Here is a 19062-nt window from a genome sequence, read left to right as displayed (position 1 = left end):
GATGATCGCACGCGAAAGTTTGTGATCGGCGATCAGCCGCGGCGGTAGTCGCGCGACAATCGATCCTGGCCATCCCACATCGAAGAGGGGCATTGTTTACATGGTGTTAGCGAAATAAATTGAATATGTATAGCAACGTCATATGTCGGCATACAAATGACTTAGACATAGACTGATCAGTTTTAAAAATTCATCCATTTACAGCTTTTCACGGAGCGTATGTGCTGGGGTAACCACTATTAATTAGTGTTACTGCCCCGGAACTGTGGTATTAAATTAGCACTTTTGCTAGTTAAGCTCCCCTATTTGCAGAGGAGTTCGATATTCGACTTTGAAATAGGGCAAGAAAAAACGACTGGGAGGATGGGGCTTTGGATACAATAAACATAAACCATAGGCAGGAAAACGGATCTCTTCCCCTGGAGACAGGAAACGGGTCGACGTCGCTTGCCCGGCCGTCAAGTTCAAAGCACACGCTTGTCATTCTCGACAAGAGGGAACTTGATCGGCACTGCCTCGCGCAATGCATGGCCGCCCACACCGCGGATTTTCTGATTCTGGCTTTTGGATCGATTGAGGAGTGGAAGCAAAAGCGCGAAGAATATCCTCCGCTTTCCGCAATCGTCCTGAACGTCGGTGGCAAGCTGGTCGACGAGCCTGCCGTTTCGGAACTGATCAAGAGCCTTTCGTCGGAATTCGTGTCGACACCGGTCATCATCTTGTCCGATAGTGACGATTTCGCCCAAATCGTGAGGGCGATCGACTACGGAGCCAAGGGTTACATACCGGCCAGCGTCAGCATCAGCGTCTGCATGGAACTGATCGCGCTCTCGGTAGCAGGAGGACTTTTTGTGCCCGCAAGCGCCCTGTTCGCCATGCGTCACTTGCTGCAGTCGAGCAACTCGACAACGCACCCGCTGGCCGGGATTTTTACAGATCGCCAGGCCGAAGTCGTCGCGGCACTGCGGCGCGGAAAGGCGAATAAGATCATTGCCTATGAGCTCAATCTGCGAGAAAGCACCGTCAAGGTGCATGTTCGCAACATCATGAAAAAGGTCAAGGCAACCAACAGGACGGAAGTTGTTTTCAAGCTCAACGACCTTTTTCAGAACAATCTTCCGGGCGGTTTGGTGGCAAACTGACGGTGCTGTAACCGTCGGCGCTCATTACTTCAGATCTCGAAAACGCAGTCTGCGCTAAATACTCGGTGGCTGCACGGCAAATGCGCCACCGAGTCAGCGATGCGACGGACATAGAGACCTCGCGACGTGTCTTCAGCCTCACCCAGGAGCTTGCCATACGCGCCTCTCTAAGCGAGGCTGTGCACGGTGCCCGCAGTTCCTTGCTGATGCTCACACGGGAGGCCAGGAAAGCGCTGTCCGGATCCTGCGCAACGCGCCTCTTTGCGACTTGGGGACCAACGCTCGCACGAGATGCCGGAGATATCGGAACTCCGGCAGAGGCGGTACATTCGGCCGCAAGTTATTCAGGCGCAGCTTCACCATCAGGCCATCGACGCCTGAATATAGTCGCAGGCGCCAACCAGCATCACCCTTGAAGTATGGCGCGGTTGCTTTTGCGCTCGTCCCGCTTCCGCCAGCGGCAGCCTGACCAAGAACATTTGCAAGATCTGGCTGCTGACACCGCTCCAGGATATTGGCGAACCATGCAAGCCATTCGGAATCGCTTCGGTCGGAAACCTGGTGAATGCTTTTTCGTTCCCTGCCATACAGTCCCGCGACAACCCCACCCGAGCGGCCGAGTTGCGCGATGACGAGGCGCGCCCGCCTGAATTCCTCGTGAGATAAGGATGGATAGAAATCCTGCAGCCTCCGCGCCCGCTCAAGCTGGCCTTTGCAGATCAAAGCGAGCAAGAAGTACGCCCACTCGACCGGATCCGGATCAACCGCCCCGTATTCGATCACGGTCACCTTGACCAGGTCCACCAGAAGGGCATAGGCGCGATCGGCATCGCCCTCCCGCAACGCACAGATGGCAAGGCGGAATTTAGCTTCGGGAAGGTAGGGCACATAGTCCAGGCAGCGTGCGTAACAGTGCTTCGCCTCCCCCACCCTGTCCTGCTCGAGAAGCAAGTCGCCCTGATTCAGTAGAGCGCGATCGCTCGCTTCCCCCACGATATGGACGCTCTCGTGCTTTGCGACACGCTTGACCTTTGCAAGTTCGCCGAAAGGCCCTGATTGGATGATCTTTTCGCCGAATTGCAAGCCTTTGTTCAGCAAGAACCACTGATATATTTGCGGTCTATGGTTCACCGTATGACGCGAATGGATCAAACTGTGACCGGCTGTCGTGATCCGCTGTATTTCGTCGGGATGGGCAAAGAGGTAGTCCAGTCGCTCGACCACGTTGTGGCCGTCAACAAAGACGCAGTTCTCCATATCGACAAAGCCAGCGGCCTCCACTGCGGCCGTACGTTCCGTCACGAGACAGGCTTTCGCGCCGGGAATCTCGAAGTGCTTGCGTACGACCTCCCCGCCCATCGTGCCACAGGTGGGAACGATGAGGCTTGCGTTGAGCGCGCGCGCATAGGCCTCTCCGGATAGGATCTGAGAGGTCAGCTTGCTTTCATAGGCGTGCTGCGGCGAGACCAGGCAGGGGTAACGGTCGCGGATCATCGGAAAGACCGTCTGTCGCCAGGGATAAAGACCATAGACTTGGCCGGTGAGCGTGACCGGGATGACCTTTTGCTGGCCATAGTCGTGGTAGACTTCCGGATCGATGAAATTGGGCCAGACGAACAGGTTCTCCTTCACTGCCGGCATATATTCCGGAGTCATCGTGGCGATCGCGAAATATGTCTCGATGCCCCACTGCTCCATATCGGAGAGGAAGCCGGCGCGTCGATCGCACCATGGATCGGCGTTATGAAGGCCAAGCTTCGGGACGGCGACATGGGTATTGGTGTTGGTGATTTTTATCCGACGTGAGCCATGCGACCGATAACCGCTTTCAAACAGCGTCAGATCCGGCTCGTACCGGTCGCATATCTCAGCATAATCGCAGTCGCGGCTAATGATGACGACATCGAAATGCGTTGCGAGGCATTTGGCCTGCTGCTGCATGTGCAGCAGCAGGTAACCGGCCGCGTTCGCATTGGGTTGATGGTCCCATTGAAAAAAAACGAGCCGCGGCTTTCGATGATGAACGTTGCTATTCATGTCGCTATCGAGCGGCTTCCGGAGCAGTCAGTCCGAGGTTCGGAGCCGCCAGATGTGGATAAGTTTCTGGCGGGTTGCGGACGTCGAGCTTGTTCTTTACTCCGCCGGAAAGCTTCCACTCGAAATAGGCGATCGTTCTCTCAAGGCCCTCCCGAAGGTTCACCTTCGGCTGCCAGCCCAGTTGTTGCGTTGCGCGGCTGATGTCGGGCTTGCGCTGTGTCGGGTCGTCAACTGGTAGTGCCTGGAAGATGATGTCGGACTTCGATCCCGTCATTTCGACGACCATTTCCGCCAATTCACGGACCTGAAATTCTCCGGGGTTGCCGAGATTGATAGGGCCCGTCACGCCAGCCGGCGCCGCCATCAAGCGGATAAAGCCGTCGATCAGGTCATCCACGTAGCAAAATGACCGGGTTTGCTTGCCGTCGCCGAAAATGGTGATCGGCTGGTTTTGAAGCGCCTGAACGATGAAATTGGAGACGACGCGGCCGTCATTGGTCTGCATTCGCGGGCCGTAGGTATTGAAGATCCGCGCCACCCGAATTTCCACGCCATATTGACGATGATAGTCGAAAAACAGCGTCTCGGCGCACCGCTTGCCTTCGTCATAACATGCGCGTGGGCCTATGGGATTAACGCTGCCTCGATACTCCTCGGGTTGAGGGTGGACTGCCGGATCGCCATAAACTTCGCTCGTCGATGCCTGGAAGATCTTCGCCTTGGTGCGTTTGGCCAAGCCGAGCATATTGATGGCCCCGTGAACATTGGTCTTCACGGTCTGCACCGGGTCGTGCTGATAATGGACCGGAGATGCCGGGCAGGCGAGGTTGTAGATCTCGTCGACCTCCACATAAAGCGGGAAGGTGATGTCGTGGCGGAGGATCTCAAAGCGAGGATCGTCAAGAAGATGCAGCACATTGTCGCGCGAACCGGTGTAATAATTGTCCACGCAGAGGACGTCATTGCCCTCTCGCAAAAGCCTTTCGCACAGGAATGATCCCAGAAATCCGGTGCCGCCGGTAACCATAATCCGCTTGTATCCGTGCATTGGTGTGCTCCGTTGTTGATGATTGCCCACAGGACGAGGAACAGGTCAGCAAGCTCCCTTGCCCTTTAAGACCGCAGGAATTGTGCTGAGAATGATGTGCAAGTCGAACCACAAGGACCGGTTGTCGATGTAGAACTCGTCGAGTTGCTGCTGCAGCTCGATATCCGCATTGCTTCGCTCGGATATTTGCCAGAGACCCGTCAGCCCCGGCGTGACCGAACGGCGCTTGTCTCGAAATTCGCCGTTCATCGCCGAAAGGTGATACTCCGGAAACGGGCGTGGTCCCACGAAGGCCATCTCGCCCGCAATGATGTTCGCCAATTGCGGGAGCTCGTCGATGCTCGAAGAGCGCAGCATATGTCCTATAACCGGAAGGATGCGCGGATCATCCTTGAGCTTGAAGTGGCTCAGCCACTCGGTGCGCACGGTCGGGTTGTCTCGGACCAGTGCTTCAAGGCGCTGTTCTGCATCCTGGTACATCGTCCTCAATTTCAGGACGTGCACCGGCTTGCCGAACCGTCCCTCCCTGGTATGCCGGAAGAAGACGGGGCCGGGATCGATGGCATAGATCGCGGCCGCTGCAATTGCGATGAATGGCGCGACCACGATCGTTGCAGGGATGGCGATTGCGAGATTGAGGATCCGGCGAACCAGATCCGAGTTGAGCGAACTCCGATCGGTGACGAGGCGAATACCGATCTCTCCGCCGACATCTGCGGGTCGCAATCCGCTTACCTTGAGGTTCGGCGTGTCGGACAGCAAAATGACTTCGGCGAACTTCCGACGCATCGCCGCCAAGTCGGGTACAAGCGAGCCCGTGTCGTTCGCAATCGTGTCGCCCGCAATCATGGCAACGGATGGCCCGCCATCGGGCAATGCCTCCAAACTATCGAGGGAAAAGGACTCCGGCCTGATGCCATACTGCCAATGGTCCTTGAAATGTGCCACGAGAGCGGGAGTAAGATTGCGCGCCCCTATGATAACCGCGCGCTCCCCCCAGATTCCAAGTCTCCAGCACAGGGCTCGTGCCAGCCAATGCAGAAACGGCTGAACAATCAGCCCGAGACTGAGGAGGCCGATAACGGCAAACAGCAGTCCTGCCCCCTGCGGCAGGATCATAGCTCCGAATGCTGCCAGGACAGTCACCTTGACGGCAGCTATAATGCGCCGCCTGAGATGTTCGTGGTCGTGCAGCCGATATCCTGGATAGAGGCCGGCCGATGCGTAAAGAACAATCTCAGCCAGTGCTGCGATCGTGAATGCACGCGCCATTGTCGTGCCCTCCGAACCGCTGACCGAACCACTGGGAAGAAGGGACAGGAGAGCAAAATAGGCAATTAAATAGCTTGCAATGTCACCGGCGACCAGGACGGACGACGTTGCAAGCCGAGGAAGCCGGCGCTGCAGTGTGACGGGCATATTCAGCCCTGCCCGTACAAAGGGATCGGCGATCTTCGTTGTTATGGGTGGCACGGAGCCTGCCGGAATCGCCCGCGACGTCACGTTGTTTGATGTCGATGCCTTCGACGGACCCGGTTTCATCGCTGACGGCGCAAGGAACGACATGCTGCTTTTACTCCTCTACTACATTTGTCCCGACGCACCCGATCCGGAAACGGCGTCTTCGATCGGAAACTTCCGAAGCCCCAGTCTCTGGAATGCTGTCAGTGAGATGAAGGTCGGCACGACGAGCGCATAGCGCCGCCACAGCCGCCGCGGCTCGCACAAAAGACGAAACGCCCATTCGAAGCCGCTTCTTTGAATGATCCTCGGAGCCTGCCGCTTGAGGCCGGCGTGGAAATCGAACGCGGCTCCGACACCGATGAGCATCGATGCTTCCAGACGATCGCGCATGCGCGCCATCCAGAGCTCCTGCTTGGGACTGCTCAGCCCGACCCAGATGATATCGGCGCCCGACCGATTGAGCCGATCAGCAATATCCGTTTCCTCCTGCGCCGACAGATTGCGAAAAGGCGGTGCATAGGAGCCGACTATCTCAGCTTCCGGGAATCTTGCGAGAAGGCGCGCCTGCAACTGCTCCAGCGTCTCGGCTGTTGCGCCGTAAAGGAAGTGGCGCAAGCCTTTGGATCTGCCGGCCTCGAAAACAGATAACATCAGGTCAGGCCCGTAGACCCTGTCGCTCTCCAAATGGCCGGCCCGCTTCAACGCCCATACCAGCGGCATGCCGTCGGGGGTTACAAGGAACGCCCGGTTATGGATCGACCGGAGCTCGGGATCACCTTGACACCGGACGACGCCGTGTGCGTCGCGAACGCACACATATTCCTTCCTGCCGTCTTCGATCGCTTTTTGAATAAATCCAGTCGCGCTTTTGAGATTGACCGCCGAAACGCGCACACCAAGGACATTCGTCCATCCCAAGGCGCCCTTTGGATGAAGAACTGAAGCTTGGCTGCTGCCTGCTGGTTGTTTTCTCATGACCTGCGCTTTCGCGACCGAAACTGTCATCAGAATATCCCGGCAGGCCGATTGCCTCCATACTTGCTGCTCCAGCTATTGGACGTAGAAGAGACTTCATGTTTACGTCTTACGCCGGGATAAGTTACAATATTAGAAGTAAGGTAATGTACCCCTACTACTTGCGCCGTTGCTCTTTTTGATGAGTACCGCCGCGAAAGAGCGGTTTCATCTTCGCAAAGCCGCGGAAGATAGTCGTTATCGCGCGAGAGAGATGGGGAACCCGACAGGCGAGACGACGGCCCCGGTTGGCGAGCCGTCAGATCTGCCCGGCCGGAGAAGGGGGCAGCCAAGCGGGTTTCCCCGTCGGGAATTTGATCCAGATACTCTGTATCGGCGTATGCCTGCGGATACCGCTCGTCGCCCCTTTGTTAGTCGGCCGGCGCGACTACGCTTCCGGTGTCCGCCCCAGCCTTCTGAAGATCCAGCAGACTGCCAAATTCTCCTGAACGCATGATCTCCGGAGATATTCGGAAGCTCCTGTCATTCAAATTGCCGATGTAGCGGTTATGCGCGAACTGTACGTATCCAGGCCCATGGTCAGGAGCGTAGACGTACGCCGCAAGCCCACTGCTCCTGTCGATCGACACAGTATTGCCCTCGATGCGATTAGGGCCGGCCCATGGCGGACGCCAACCCCGGCCGGTACTGTCATCAACGCGAAAAGACGCGCCCGATCCGTCTGTGATGACGTTTCCCACCACCAGGTTGCTCCAACCGCCGTTGATACCGATCGCCGTGACGTTGCCCGAGAGCGTATTTCCCTCGATACGCAGCCCGCTCGCCTTCCCGTCCGTATAGATGGCCCAACTGATGGGAGACGGCCATTCGCTGGTATTCTCATATCCCGGAGGCCAGAACGTCCCATCGGCCCTGTTCATCAGATGACCGGTCCCGGTCACGAGATTGGAGCGGATGGTGCTGTTCAGGGGGTCGCCCTGCTCGCCCATCATCTTGATGGCGCCGCCATCTGCCGTCTGCTGATTGGCGTCATGGATCACGTTGTGCTCGATAATAGCGTTATAGACGGCGTCATTGGAACCCCACAGCGAACCGCCGGCGATTCCGAACTGCGCCGTGTTTTCGATCAGGTTGTCGGCGATCCTGACATTGTCAGCCGCCTGGAACCATATTCCGGCGGTTTCAATGTAAACCTTTCCGATGTCATGGATATGGTTCGAAAGGATCCTGGCGCCGTCCGACTTGCCGAACGTGCCATAATTTGTGCCGACGTAAATCCCGTTCCCGGCTACATCAGCAATCACATTGGCGGCAATCAACGCATCCTTGCTTTCCGTCACATGGACCCCGACGCCGACATTGTCGATAATGTTGCCGACAATCTTGACGCCATCGGCATGTTCGATCCGTATCGCGCCAAATCCTCTGGTCTCCGTATAGAACTTGCCGCTGCCGTCAGGAGCTCCATCTCTAAACTCGAGCCCTGATACGACCATCCCATTGGCCCCATCCAACTTGAAGAATGTCGGCAGAATGCCGGCAACGACTACGGAATCGGGTAGCGACTGATCGACAGGGATGTAATGAAGCTCGCCCGCGGCAAGGTCATACCACCACTCTCCCGGAGCATCGAGCAAGGCCTTGGCTCCGGTCAGGAAGTAGCGGCTGCCTTCTGCGGTAAAGAAATAACCGGTGCCTTTCGTGTTGACAGTCCGGTGGGCGGCATCGAGGGATACAACCGGGAGCGTATCATTGCCCCACTGGCTTCCGGGTTGATACCCTCCGACGATGTCCACGACCAGTCCACCTGTATCCCCCACTGTCGGAAGGTCGCCGGAATGGAAACAAAAGCGCGTGTTTCCTTCCCGCATGTCGCTGGCCGGCTCGCACTTCGCGGCAAACAACCAGCCCTTGCGTGGATCGCCATCAGCGGGAGCGTTGGGGAATCGAGCTCGAGTTTGGCGTATCCCATTGACGAAGAGGTCACCGACCCCTTCATCCGGTGGCAATTTCAGCGGCGCCGTCCAGCGGCCATCGGCCTGCTGTCCCCAGTCGCGCACGCGCGGGCCCCCATGCAAAATCGGTGCTTCATTGCATCTTGCCGTGAGGATCAAACCCGCATCGCGGGCGTCAAAGACGATCGGCTGAGTAAGGTAGTAATCGCCTTTACCCAACGCGATCGTGTTGGTGCCGCCCTTCTCGCGGGCAGCATCACGAGCTCTTTCAATGCTGGCGAAAGGGCCATCGCCCCCCTGCTGGTCTGCGATGGGAAGGCGGCCACTCCAGCTGTCTTTGCCATCGGGAGAAACGTAAAATATCGTCCCCGCCGCAGTGCTGCCGCTCAATACGCCGCTTAGAGAAGTCCCATTCAACTTGGCTGACGAAGTCGCGGAAGCTTCCGCGCAGGTCGCCTCCCTGACAAGCGTCTGAAGGCGCTCGGGCGCATCTATCTCTGTCCCGACTGAAGCCGGATTGCCGGACTGCGGAAAGAGCATGACAGGCAAAACGCTCAGGATCAGTGCAAAACGCCGCCTCATGATATCTGCAACCCGCTCGCAAGGCCACGCGAGGGCGCCTGCCAAGATGGCGAATGGCTGGTCGAAACCACGGGTGCGTACAGCGAAAACATGATGATGGCTGCGGTAAAGAGGATGAAGATGGCGTCATTCTGAGCGAAAAAAATACTCTCGGTCAGATTCATCACCAGAATCATGATCGTAAAAACATTGAGCCAGAGCCACCCGTACTGCGGATCATGACATTGAAGGCTCGCGCCCTGGCGGATTGCATGGAGAAGCAGCAGAACAAACGGAATCATCCCCATGATTCCAAAGCTCAACAAGATATCGCGGTATCCATTATGTGCGTGGGGCGCCGCCCATCCGAGCATTAACCAGATGTGCGTCGCTACGGGGTTCTCGACTGTCCAAAAAACCTGGTAACCATAACCAAGCATCCAGCGATCGGATATTTCTCGATCAACCAACTCCCACAATGGCACCCGACCCGTCAAAGTCGCGTCCTTGCCGAGCGCTTCAAGGGCCGGAACCAGGAACTCGTGAAGCGAAATCAGAATGCCGACAGCCAGCTGAACGAAAAATAGGACGATGACGACGCGGCCGATGCTGCTGCTTCTTTGCAGGAGGGAATAAAAGCCGATCAGGCAATAGGCCACTAACGTTGCAATGATCGCGGTCATCGATCCGGAGCTTGCAAGGCAGATCACGCCCGCGGCCAACAAGGTGAACGCGGTTCGCCGCAGGCCGAGCGTCCCGTCGATCAGCACGGCCGACGCCACCAAGATCATCAGAGACGAGTACCAGCCCAGGACGTTCTTATGAATGAAGACGCCCCGCATAGTACCATCCGGCATATTGGCAAGGCTTGGTGACACCACTGACATAGCCACACTGAGGACGATACAGCTTCCCAAGGTCACAAATAACAGGAGCAGCAACTGCCTTGGCGTGAAACGTATCGCCAGGACATAGGAAAGAAGCACGCAAAACAAAAGGCCGATTGCCCGCCTCAAGCTCGTTGAAGGTCCTATTGACCATAGGGTAGACAAAAACGGCAAGAAAAGGATCGAGGGAACAATCAGATTTCGCCTAAGCGCCGTTAGAAATTGCGGAAAATTGCGTATAAGGATCACGATTGTAAATGCATACACAGGAAAGCAAGGAATACGCAGTATAGATCTGGCAGAATCGCTGAGTGCTCCATCCGCATCTGCCAGGATAAGCGGCAGAACGGCGCCTGCCTGAAAAAAAATGGATATGCCGGCGCCCCAGCACTCGATGACCCGCCAACTGATGGTTGGTCCGCTGGCGGTTCTGAGGCTATCTACTTTCATTTTCCGTCCCGACTGACTTGAACAGAGGCGGCTGCTGATCGCGGCAATAAAAAAAGCTGCCGGCCTTCGTGGCTAGGCTGCTCTCAAGCAATCATCGGGCCACATCCGCAGTCAATCTGTCCTAGTGAAGGGCGGACTACGCCTATTGCACCTTCGCTACACCCAAAGACGATGTTGCGCTTAAGCTTTCTGCCGATATTACCCAAAAGACGGGTCTCCATGTCCGCGGGATTGCCCTTAAGAGCAGATGTTGCACGTGTCCGTTCACCGCTACCGTGGCGATGACTGTCTTGCGGAGCGTGGTGGGTAAGCCGCGGTCCAATGGAATGAGGCAACAATTCTGACAGAGGCTCTCTCTGCAGTCGAAGCCTGGAAGGTTTAGGATTGCCATGTTTCTGCGTCATGATCCTAGTTCTCTATGCAACACGACGGGCGCTCGACTCGTCGCGGCATTGTCAGCGGCGATCTCATCGGCTCTGCACGAGATGCTGTTCGGCCGACGGGGAATTTTGGATAGCCCCGTCACCGAGGCTTCCACCCTCGATGGCTGCGTCAAGGTCAAACTCTTAAGCAACTTTGCGCTGCTGCACGGCGGTGCATCGCGGCAACCCGCCTGAGCGCCCGTCATGGAGCGCCCGGCCCTCAGTGTCCTCATCAATAATTACAATTACGCTCGCTTCGTCGGGCGGGCGATAGACAGCGTGTTGAGCCAAGATGCTGGCAATGTCGAGATAATCGTCGTCGATGACGGCTCTACCGACCAGTCGCGGTCCGTTTTGGAAGCGTATGGCAGCCGAGTAAAGGTGATCTTTCAGAAGAACGCAGGACAGGCCGCTGCGATCAATACCGCTGTCGGATCAAGCATGGGCGAGATCCTCTGTTTTCTGGATGCCGATGACTGGTGGGCGCCGAGCAAGCTGTCGGCGACGGCTGCGGCGTTCCGAGCAAACCCTCAAGCATCGCTCGTCTATCATCGACTGCAGCCCACGCTTGTCGATGGCACGCCGACTTCCAAGCCGATCCCTCGGACCCTGTGTTCGGGCGCTTTGCCGCCGCTCCTCACCAGATCGGCTGGTTGGTGGCCTTTTCCGATGACGTCAGCCGTCGCGGTGCGACGAAGCGCATGGAATACTGCGGGCAGCATTCCCGAACAATTCCGCATATCGGCCGATGCCTGGCTCGTGGGGATCTATCCGTTTCTGGGGGACGTCATTGCCATGCCGGATCCGCTTGGATTCTACCGCATCCACAATAACAACTGGTATCGCTCGACCGAAGATGCCGCCACACTGAGGAGGCGGATGACGCATTGGCAGCGTACCGTCGAAGCAACGAACCTGTTTCTCTCAGCCCATGAGCTGCCGGCAAGACTACATCTGACGGATCACCATCCCTATCGCATCGCGTCGGCAAAGCTGCAGGGAGCCGATGCACGCACCCGGTGCAAGCTTGCCGTCGAAGGCCTCTTCTTTGCCGGCGAACCGAACCTGCTCAGGCGGACGCGCGATAGTTTGCGCGCGGCGCGGGGCCTGTCTCGGCTCGGTCTGGACGCCGGCTTGTCGGAGGCAGCGACATGAAGGCGCTGCTATTGGTTTCCGAACTGGAAGACTACACCATCTCGTTTGCCAGCGGCGTTGCCCAACACCTGGACGTCGTGCTTGCCGTGCCGCGCCGGCGCTACGCACATCTCGCCTCCTCCATCGATCCGGCTGTCGATCTGCACCTTCTGGACTGGCCGAGACATCGTTCTCTCTCCAATCCCTGGTTTCTGTACCAGCTTACGCGTCTGATCCGGCAGGAGCAGCCGAACCTCATTCATCTCCTCAGCAACTCGACACTTTGGCTGAACCTCGCCGTGCCGTTTTGGCGCCCGATCCCGCTTGTGACGACCGTTCATGACGTGCAAATCCATCCCGGCGATTCCGATACGCGTACGCTGCCCGGCTGGGCCCCCGAATTGATGGTGAAGCAATCCGGACATCTTGTCGTCCACGGCGAGGGACTGAAGCGGCTGATCCTCGATCGATATTCGAAATCGCCGGATTGTGTCCATGTCCTGTCGCATCCCTCTATCCTTCGGTACGCGGAGCTCGCGCGGCGCCAGAAGATGGCGCCGCGCGAAGCGGATGGAACGATACGCGTCCTGCTCTTCGGACGGATTTTTGCCTATAAGGGCCTGGAACATCTGGTCCGGGCCGAGGCGATGCTCAAGGGCGTGCTTCCCAACCTGCAGATCACGGTCGCAGGCCGTGGCGACAATCCGCTGATATTCCAGCCGCTTATGGGGGATGCCGGCCGCTACGATATTCGCAATCGCTTTATCGAGGATGAGGAGGTCGCCCAGCTTTTCCTGGATACCGACATCGTCGTGCTTCCCTATACGGAAGCATCTCAAAGCGGGGTGCTCAACCTTGCCGCAGCTTTTGGCAAACCGGTCATCGTTACCGATGTCGGCGAGTTGCGGGACACGGTTCAGCCCAATGGGTTGGGATTGGTGGTCCCTCCCGGAGATGCCAAAGAGCTCGCGGCAGCGATCAGGACATTGGCAGACAACGGCGCGCTTAGAAGCATTTTCGGTGACAACGCGCTCGAATGGGCCAAAGGACCGAATTCGCCTGAACGGGTCGGCGCCCAGGCCGCGGCGGTTTATCGGGAGGTGGTCGGATCATGCTGATGGAGGCCCTCACGGACAGAAATCGAATGGCAGCACGGAGCGCGGCCAGCGTCCGCCACTATGTTCCGGGCGGCTGTGAGAACGGCGGCGGCATTGGCAGGCTGGTCGGCTATATCACAGAGACAGCGAAAGAGACCGGCACGAAGCATTTCGTCACCGATACCAGAGGGGCTCGATGGTCGAAGGTGACGTCACCCGCACGCCTGCTCGGCGCCATCCTGACGATGGCAAAGGACCGGATCGTTGCGCCAGCCCGCATTCACCATATCCATATCGCCGGCCGCGGCAGCACGTCGCGAAAACTGATCCTGACGGAGGCCGCCCGCTTGTTCGGATGCTGCCACATGTTGCACCTGCACGACTACGATTACGCCGGCGACTTTGCGCAACGCTCGCCGCGTCAACAGCGGCTCATCCGTCGGATGTTTCAGAACGCCGATTGCGTTGTGGCGCTGGGCGAGCGCGATCGCTTGACGCTGACGACACTTCTTGGCGTTGACGAGCGCCGCACGGTCGTGGCCCATAATTGCGTCCCCGACCCCGGGGCGCACAATATTCGTGTCGGCCAGACACCCTTGATCGTATTCCTCGGCCGGTTGAGCGAACGCAAAGGTGTCACGGAGCTTCTGTTGGCGCTGAGCCATCCGGTCATGAAAGAACTCCAGTGGCGGGCTGTGCTGGCGGGCGACGGACCCGTCGAGGATTATCGCCGTCAGGCTGACGCCTTGGCGCTTTCAGATCTGGTAGAGATGCCCGGCTGGCTTGACGCCGGTGAGGCGCGGGCCCTGTGCGCGCGCGCAGATATCCTGGTCTTGCCCTCGCACGCCGAAGGTCTGGCCATGGCCGTGCTCGAAGGGCTGTCCCACGGGCTCGCAGTCGTTACCACGCGTGTCGGGGCGCATGACGAAGTCATTACCGACGGTGAAACCGGGATCTTCGTCCCCGTCGGAGACCCGAATGCCCTGGCTGCAGCCCTGGCGAAGCTGGTGTCCGATCCTGAAAGCTGCATCCGGCTCGCGGCCCAGGGGCGCACGCATTACCTCAACCACTTCAGCATGAGGGCCTATATGCGGTCGCTCGAGAAACTTTACGAAACCGTTTCCGCGAAACCTCAAGCAATGGTTGGCGCACGATGACGATTTCCACTCTTCCGCCGGACCGCAACCTTCCGATCTCGCCGATGCGCTATGATCCTCGCTTTCAGGTTGAGACCAAGGCGGACCACTTCGATCTGGGAGCCGCCGTCGGTCTCGTCCGGCGAAGAATGATCGTGATCATCACGATAGCGGTGCTGATTATGGTGCCCGCGGCGATGATGATCTCTGGGTTGAAGCCCGCCTATCAGGGATCGGCCCGATTGATTATCCGCCAGCCTCTCGCAACATTACTTGGTGTGGACGATACCAGCCGCAGTGATCTCATTGACGTGAAATCGGAGACCGAGCGGCTTCTATCCAGAGGCATCACAGAGCGAGTCGTCCGCGAACTGCGGCTTAACGAGCGGCAGGAATTCAATCCAGCGCTGCGGAAGATATCATTCATTGACAGGATCCGGGCGACGTTGCGCGGCCTGTTCGACACGAAAAAACCCACCTTGCCGGCAGGAGACAACATCGACGCCACCATCCAGGAATACTATCAGGCGCTCGGCGTGTGGCACGAAGATAAGAGTGAAGTTATCCAGATCAGCTTCACTGCGAATGATGCTGAACTCGCAGCCGCGGTTCCGAACCGGCTCGTCAGCATTTACCTCGATGAGCGGAAGGGCAGTGTCAGTGGCCGCCTGGTTTCAGCGGAAGAATGGCTTCGGCAGCGCGTCACGGAACAGCAGGCTCGCGCGAATATGGCTCGCGACGCTGCCCGCAACTATCAAGAATCGATGGACATCGTCTCAAAAGAGGACGCTCAGGATGAACGCATCAAATCACTCCTGGAACTCACTGGCCGCGAAGGGAAAATCGAGGAAAGCCGGGTCGAGGTAAAGGCGACGATATCCACGCTGGAATCAGCGGATAACGCTTCGGCCGCGGTGCAGAATATCGTCGTTCCCGACAACATTGCCACAAAGCAACGCGACCTTCACGCGCAGGAGCAAGATCTCGCCCGTCTTCTTCAGACATATGACGGCAATGCCGAGGCCGTGGTGGATTTACGTGGGAAGATCCAACAATCCCGTGCCGATCTCGACCTTGCGACCAAGCAATATCTGCAAACGATGCGCGCCAAGCTCGCCGCGCTTGATCATGAAGCTAGCGCACTGGAATCCCTCTTGGCTGATGCTCAGGAAAAGCGCACGCGCGATGCCCTGGCGCAGACGGAATTGACGCGACTGCAGCGTATTGCCGACAAGGAGCAAGCGGCACTCGACAAGCTTGAGGACCAGCGCCGTGACCTTGCCGCCAAGGCCAGGTTGCCGGGGGCGGAACTGGAGGTTTTCTCACCGGCTTCAGTGCCGCTCACGCCACAGGGACGTGGACGGCTTTTCTATCTGGTAGGCGCCCTCCTGGCTGCAATCTCGGTAGCCGTAACGGCTGCTTTCGTGATCGAAATGTGGGATCGGACGGTTCGGAGTTTCGACCAGATAGCTGGAATAGCCCGCACGATACCGGCTGGCCTTATCCCGCGTCTGGCGCGGCGGGAAAATTCAAAAACGATGTTCGAGCATATGCCGGTCCCGATGTTTGACGAAGCAATCCGTACCGTGGTGCTTTCACTCAAGCAGTCCAACGGCGGCAAGTTGCCGAGCAGTATCGTCGTTACCTCGGCTCACAGCGGGGACGGCAAGTCGCTTGTCGCCAGATCGCTGGCTATCGAACTTGCCGCCGCCGCAGTTCCGGTGCTGCTAGTCGATGGCGACCTTCGGCGGGGAAAACTCGATTCGTTTTTCAGGTCGGGGTTAATGCACGGACTGAACGAATTCCTGATTGGTCAGGCCGATCTCCGCGACATCGTCTACCACCATCCAAGCGGTATCGATTTCATTCCATCTGGAAGATTCAGTCTCCAGCGGCGCGTCCGTTCGAACGGCCTGGCAGAAATCATCGAGTTGGGGGGCGCGGCCGGCCGGATTGTCATCTTCGACAGCGCGCCGGTGCTCGTCTCGGCAGACACCGTGCATCTGGCTGCCCTGGCGGAAAGAACGCTTGCAGTTGTCAGATGGGGAAAAACGAGCCGCCGCGCATTCGAGTTCAGCCTGCAGCAAATGAAAGGCTCGCGAAATTCGGAAATAGTTGTGGCGATCAACAATGTAAATACCAAAAATCACGCGTTGTATAACTTCAGCGACTCAGAGCTTTTTTCGAAATCTCTGATGAAATACTACGATCCAAATCCTGAATACATCACACATAATGGTAATCGCTCAATTCTTAAAATTGTCCGAACCATGAAGCATTACTTTCTTCTGCATTAGTATTCGAGTTGGAGGGCAATCATGGATATGAGAATGAGAGAGAACCGAAAAGTAGCGCTGATTACGGGTATAACAGGTCAGGACGGTGCGTATCTGGCCGAAATGCTCTTGGAGAAGGGCTACATCGTTCACGGCCTCAAGCGGCGCTCATCCTCCTTCAACACCAGCCGCATCGAGCATCTCTACGAGGATCCACATATCGAGAATCCTCGCTTTATCCTGCATTTCGGAGATATGACGGATTCAACCAATCTGATCCGTGTCGTTCAGGAGACGCAGCCGGACGAGATCTATAATCTCGCTGCACAGAGCCACGTTCAAGTCTCCTTCGAGACGCCGGAATATACGGCAAACGCCGATGGAACCGGCACGTTGCGGCTGCTTGAAGCAATTCGCCTCCTCGGGCTGACCAAGAAGACCCGCTTCTATCAAGCGTCCACCTCGGAGCTCTACGGCAAAGTCCAGGAAGTCCCGCAGAGCGAAACGACGCCTTTCTACCCTCGGTCCCCTTACGCCGCAGCCAAGCTCTACGCCTATTGGATCGTGGTCAATTATCGCGAGGCATATGGCATGCACGCCTCGAACGGCATTCTGTTCAATCATGAAAGCCCGATCCGCGGCGAAACATTCGTGACGCGTAAAATCACCCGGGCGGCGGCTGCGATCCATCTCGGACTGCAGGAAAGGCTCTATCTCGGCAATCTGGATGCCAAGCGCGATTGGGGACATGCACGGGAATATGTCCGCGGCATGTGGCTGATGCTGCAACAGGACGAACCGGAGGACTATGTCCTTGCGACCGGCGAAACGCACTCGGTTCGTTCCTTTGTCGATAAGGCCTTTGCCAAGGTGGGCATGCCGATTGATTGGCGTGGGAACGGGGTTGAGGAAAAGGGATACGACAAGGCATCCGGTCGGTGTGTGGTGGAGATCGATCCAGCGTATTTCCGTCCGACTGAAGTCGATCTGCTGATCGGCGATCCGACGAAGGCGCACACCAAGCTTGGCTGGAAACATGAGACCAGCCTTGACCAGCTGGTTGCCGAGATGGTGCGCGAGGATCTGAAACTCATGGCACGAAATGTTCCGTCGGCAGGTGTCACCAAAGGTTTTGCCCATGTCTGAGGTGATCTACAGCCTTGCCGGAAAAAGGGTCTATGTCGCGGGCCACCGCGGCATGGTGGGCTCTGCGATCGTGCGGCGTCTCGCTGCCGAGGGCTGCGAGATTTTGACGGCCACCCGCGCCGAGGTCGATCTCAGACGGCAGGAGCAGGTGGAGGCCTGGATGAGCAGGAATCATCCCGACGCCGTCTTCCTGGCTGCTGCGAGGGTCGGCGGTATTCTCGCCAACGATACCTATCCGGCCGACTTCCTTTACGACAACTTGATTCTCCAAGCGAACGTCATCCATGCAGCCCATAGGGCTGACGTCGAAAAACTGATGTTTCTGGGCTCGTCCTGCATCTATCCGAAATTCGCCGATCAGCCGATCGTTGAGGACGCCCTGCTGACCGGATCGCTTGAGCCGACGAACGAATGGTATGCGATCGCCAAAATTGGCGGATTGAAGCTCTGCCAGGCCTATCGCAAACAACACGGCAGGGATTTCATCTCGGTCATGCCGACCAATCTTTATGGCCCGGAGGATAATTTTGACCTCGGGTCGAGCCATGTCGTGCCGGCGCTCATACGCAAGGCGCATGAGGCCAAGATCAACCGGCAGCAAGAGATATGCATCTGGGGTAGCGGCACGCCACGGCGCGAATTCCTGCATGTCGACGATTGCGCTGACGCCTGCGTCCATCTCATGAAGACCTATTCCGCCGACAGTCATGTGAACGTCGGTTCCGGCGAAGACATGACCATCCTCGAATTGGCATGCCTCGTTTCCAGGGTCGTTGGTTTCGAAGGCAAGATCACGCACGACCTCACCAAGCCGGATGGCACGCCACGGAAACTCTTGAGCGTCGACAGACTTCGTGCTCTCGGCTGGTCTCCGAAGGTCGGTCTGAAGGAGGGCATCGCAGACGCCTACCGTTCCTTCCTCGATGGGCGTTATCTCGAACGCAGCAACAGGGCTATGTCAGGCGAGCTGATCGGTCAAAGCGACATCGGTTTTGAGAGAGCCAAGACCCCGGCGCTGCACGCGCCCACGCTCTCTCCAGTCGCACAACATCCCTAGCGCGCAGCGAATTTGCGCGAGGGATAATGAAGATATTGTCTCGGGGGGCGCATTTGCTGGGACCAGTAGAAATCAGGATCGCAGCGCTCATTTTCGTCATAGCCGTGTGGGCGATCATTATCGGTACGGCAATGAATTTCTTCGCGGTCGAGATGCCGATATCGCTTGTCACGCTATTACGCAGATAGTCAGGGCTTCGGTTTCTCCTCGCCGATCTTTGGCCTGCTTTGCCGGATGCGGTCCGCAAAAACCCCGCCGAAGCGGGGTTTTGCTGA

At 57.5% G+C, this 19062-nt stretch carries 14 protein-coding genes; 8 read left to right on the top strand and 6 right to left on the bottom strand.

What is annotated here, in order from left to right:
* Window positions 1-371: 371 nt before the first annotated feature.
* Entirely contained in the window at window positions 372-1142 is a 771-nt protein-coding gene (locus CO667_RS28525) for a response regulator transcription factor (protein WP_097621596.1), read from the top strand.
* A 210-nt stretch (window positions 1143-1352) separates the two neighbouring features.
* On the opposite strand, the gene CO667_RS28520 is transcribed toward CO667_RS28525, so the two are convergent.
* The 6 genes from CO667_RS28520 to CO667_RS28495 all read right to left on the bottom strand — a co-directional run bounded on the left by CO667_RS28520 (window position 1353) and on the right by CO667_RS28495 (window position 10519).
* Window positions 1353-3179, bottom strand: a complete 1827-nt coding sequence (locus CO667_RS28520; RefSeq protein WP_097621595.1) for a glycosyltransferase — start codon at window positions 3177-3179, stop codon at window positions 1353-1355.
* Between the two features lie 4 nt (window positions 3180-3183).
* Complete coding sequence (locus CO667_RS28515; protein WP_097621594.1) at window positions 3184-4227, bottom strand: UDP-glucuronic acid decarboxylase family protein; 1044 nt, start codon at window positions 4225-4227, stop codon at window positions 3184-3186.
* A gap of 45 nt (window positions 4228-4272) precedes the next feature.
* Window positions 4273-5793, bottom strand: coding sequence for a sugar transferase (locus tag CO667_RS28510; protein ID WP_097621593.1), 1521 nt, complete (start codon window positions 5791-5793; stop codon window positions 4273-4275).
* An 18-nt stretch (window positions 5794-5811) separates the two neighbouring features.
* Window positions 5812-6666 (bottom strand): WecB/TagA/CpsF family glycosyltransferase, encoded by an 855-nt coding sequence (locus CO667_RS28505; RefSeq protein WP_097621629.1) that lies wholly within the window; start codon window positions 6664-6666, stop codon window positions 5812-5814.
* A gap of 410 nt (window positions 6667-7076) precedes the next feature.
* Window positions 7077-9203: a right-handed parallel beta-helix repeat-containing protein gene (locus CO667_RS28500; protein ID WP_097621592.1), complete on the bottom strand. Its 2127-nt coding sequence runs from the start codon at window positions 9201-9203 to the stop codon at window positions 7077-7079.
* Window positions 9200-10519, bottom strand: coding sequence for an O-antigen ligase family protein (locus tag CO667_RS28495; protein WP_097621591.1), 1320 nt, complete (start codon window positions 10517-10519; stop codon window positions 9200-9202). The genes CO667_RS28500 and CO667_RS28495 overlap by 4 nt, the downstream gene beginning before the upstream one ends.
* Window positions 10520-10908: 389 nt before the next feature.
* On the opposite strand from CO667_RS28495, the gene CO667_RS28490 reads away from it, so the two are divergent.
* From CO667_RS28490 to CO667_RS28460, 7 genes are read left to right on the top strand one after another with little or no spacing between them, the layout of a single operon-like run.
* On the top strand, window positions 10909-11136 hold the full coding sequence (locus tag CO667_RS28490) for a hypothetical protein (protein ID WP_097621590.1): 228 nt from the start codon (window positions 10909-10911) through the stop codon (window positions 11134-11136).
* Window positions 11137-11145: 9 nt separating this feature from the next.
* Entirely contained in the window at window positions 11146-12096 is a 951-nt protein-coding gene (locus CO667_RS28485; protein ID WP_097621589.1) for a glycosyltransferase, read from the top strand.
* Window positions 12093-13193 carry a glycosyltransferase family 4 protein gene (locus CO667_RS28480; protein ID WP_097621588.1) on the top strand — a complete coding sequence of 367 codons (1101 nt, stop codon included), beginning with the start codon at window positions 12093-12095 and terminating at the stop codon, window positions 13191-13193. Before CO667_RS28485 ends, CO667_RS28480 begins: the two co-directional genes overlap by 4 nt.
* Window positions 13187-14329: a glycosyltransferase gene (locus CO667_RS28475; protein ID WP_097621587.1), complete on the top strand. Its 1143-nt coding sequence runs from the start codon at window positions 13187-13189 to the stop codon at window positions 14327-14329. Before CO667_RS28480 ends, CO667_RS28475 begins: the two co-directional genes overlap by 7 nt.
* A complete protein-coding gene (locus CO667_RS28470; protein ID WP_097621586.1) occupies window positions 14326-16605 on the top strand; it encodes a tyrosine-protein kinase domain-containing protein in 2280 nt (759 codons plus the stop codon). Before CO667_RS28475 ends, CO667_RS28470 begins: the two co-directional genes overlap by 4 nt.
* Window positions 16606-16626: 21 nt before the next feature.
* On the top strand, window positions 16627-17730 hold the full coding sequence (gene gmd, locus CO667_RS28465; RefSeq protein ID WP_097621585.1) for a GDP-mannose 4,6-dehydratase: 1104 nt from the start codon (window positions 16627-16629) through the stop codon (window positions 17728-17730).
* Window positions 17723-18787: a GDP-L-fucose synthase gene (locus CO667_RS28460; protein WP_097621584.1), complete on the top strand. Its 1065-nt coding sequence runs from the start codon at window positions 17723-17725 to the stop codon at window positions 18785-18787. Before gmd ends, CO667_RS28460 begins: the two co-directional genes overlap by 8 nt.
* Window positions 18788-19062: the final 275 nt, after the last annotated feature.

Origin of the sequence: Rhizobium sp. L43 (assembly GCF_002531725.1) — a bacterium.
Taxonomy (GTDB): domain Bacteria; phylum Pseudomonadota; class Alphaproteobacteria; order Rhizobiales; family Rhizobiaceae; genus Rhizobium.
This window is presented reverse-complemented; position numbering and strand designations above follow the sequence as displayed.

What these genes read in the sequence shown, in the direction of transcription:
- CO667_RS28470 (WP_097621586.1), top strand. Translation starts at nt 14,326, where the DNA reads ATGACGATTTCCACTCTTCCGCCGGACCGCAACCTTCCGATCTCGCCG.
- CO667_RS28460 (WP_097621584.1), top strand. Translation starts at nt 17,723, where the DNA reads ATGTCTGAGGTGATCTACAGCCTTGCCGGAAAAAGGGTCTATGTCGCG.
- CO667_RS28495 (WP_097621591.1), bottom strand. Translation starts at nt 10,519, where the DNA reads ATGAAAGTAGATAGCCTCAGAACCGCCAGCGGACCAACCATCAGTTGG.
- CO667_RS28480 (WP_097621588.1), top strand. Translation starts at nt 12,093, where the DNA reads ATGAAGGCGCTGCTATTGGTTTCCGAACTGGAAGACTACACCATCTCG.
- CO667_RS28485 (WP_097621589.1), top strand. Translation starts at nt 11,146, where the DNA reads ATGGAGCGCCCGGCCCTCAGTGTCCTCATCAATAATTACAATTACGCT.
- CO667_RS28510 (WP_097621593.1), bottom strand. Translation starts at nt 5,793, where the DNA reads ATGTCGTTCCTTGCGCCGTCAGCGATGAAACCGGGTCCGTCGAAGGCA.
- CO667_RS28520 (WP_097621595.1), bottom strand. Translation starts at nt 3,179, where the DNA reads ATGAATAGCAACGTTCATCATCGAAAGCCGCGGCTCGTTTTTTTTCAA.
- CO667_RS28490 (WP_097621590.1), top strand. Translation starts at nt 10,909, where the DNA reads ATGTTTCTGCGTCATGATCCTAGTTCTCTATGCAACACGACGGGCGCT.
- CO667_RS28515 (WP_097621594.1), bottom strand. Translation starts at nt 4,227, where the DNA reads ATGCACGGATACAAGCGGATTATGGTTACCGGCGGCACCGGATTTCTG.
- CO667_RS28500 (WP_097621592.1), bottom strand. Translation starts at nt 9,203, where the DNA reads ATGAGGCGGCGTTTTGCACTGATCCTGAGCGTTTTGCCTGTCATGCTC.
- CO667_RS28475 (WP_097621587.1), top strand. Translation starts at nt 13,187, where the DNA reads ATGCTGATGGAGGCCCTCACGGACAGAAATCGAATGGCAGCACGGAGC.
- gmd (WP_097621585.1), top strand. Translation starts at nt 16,627, where the DNA reads ATGGATATGAGAATGAGAGAGAACCGAAAAGTAGCGCTGATTACGGGT.
- CO667_RS28505 (WP_097621629.1), bottom strand. Translation starts at nt 6,666, where the DNA reads ATGAGAAAACAACCAGCAGGCAGCAGCCAAGCTTCAGTTCTTCATCCA.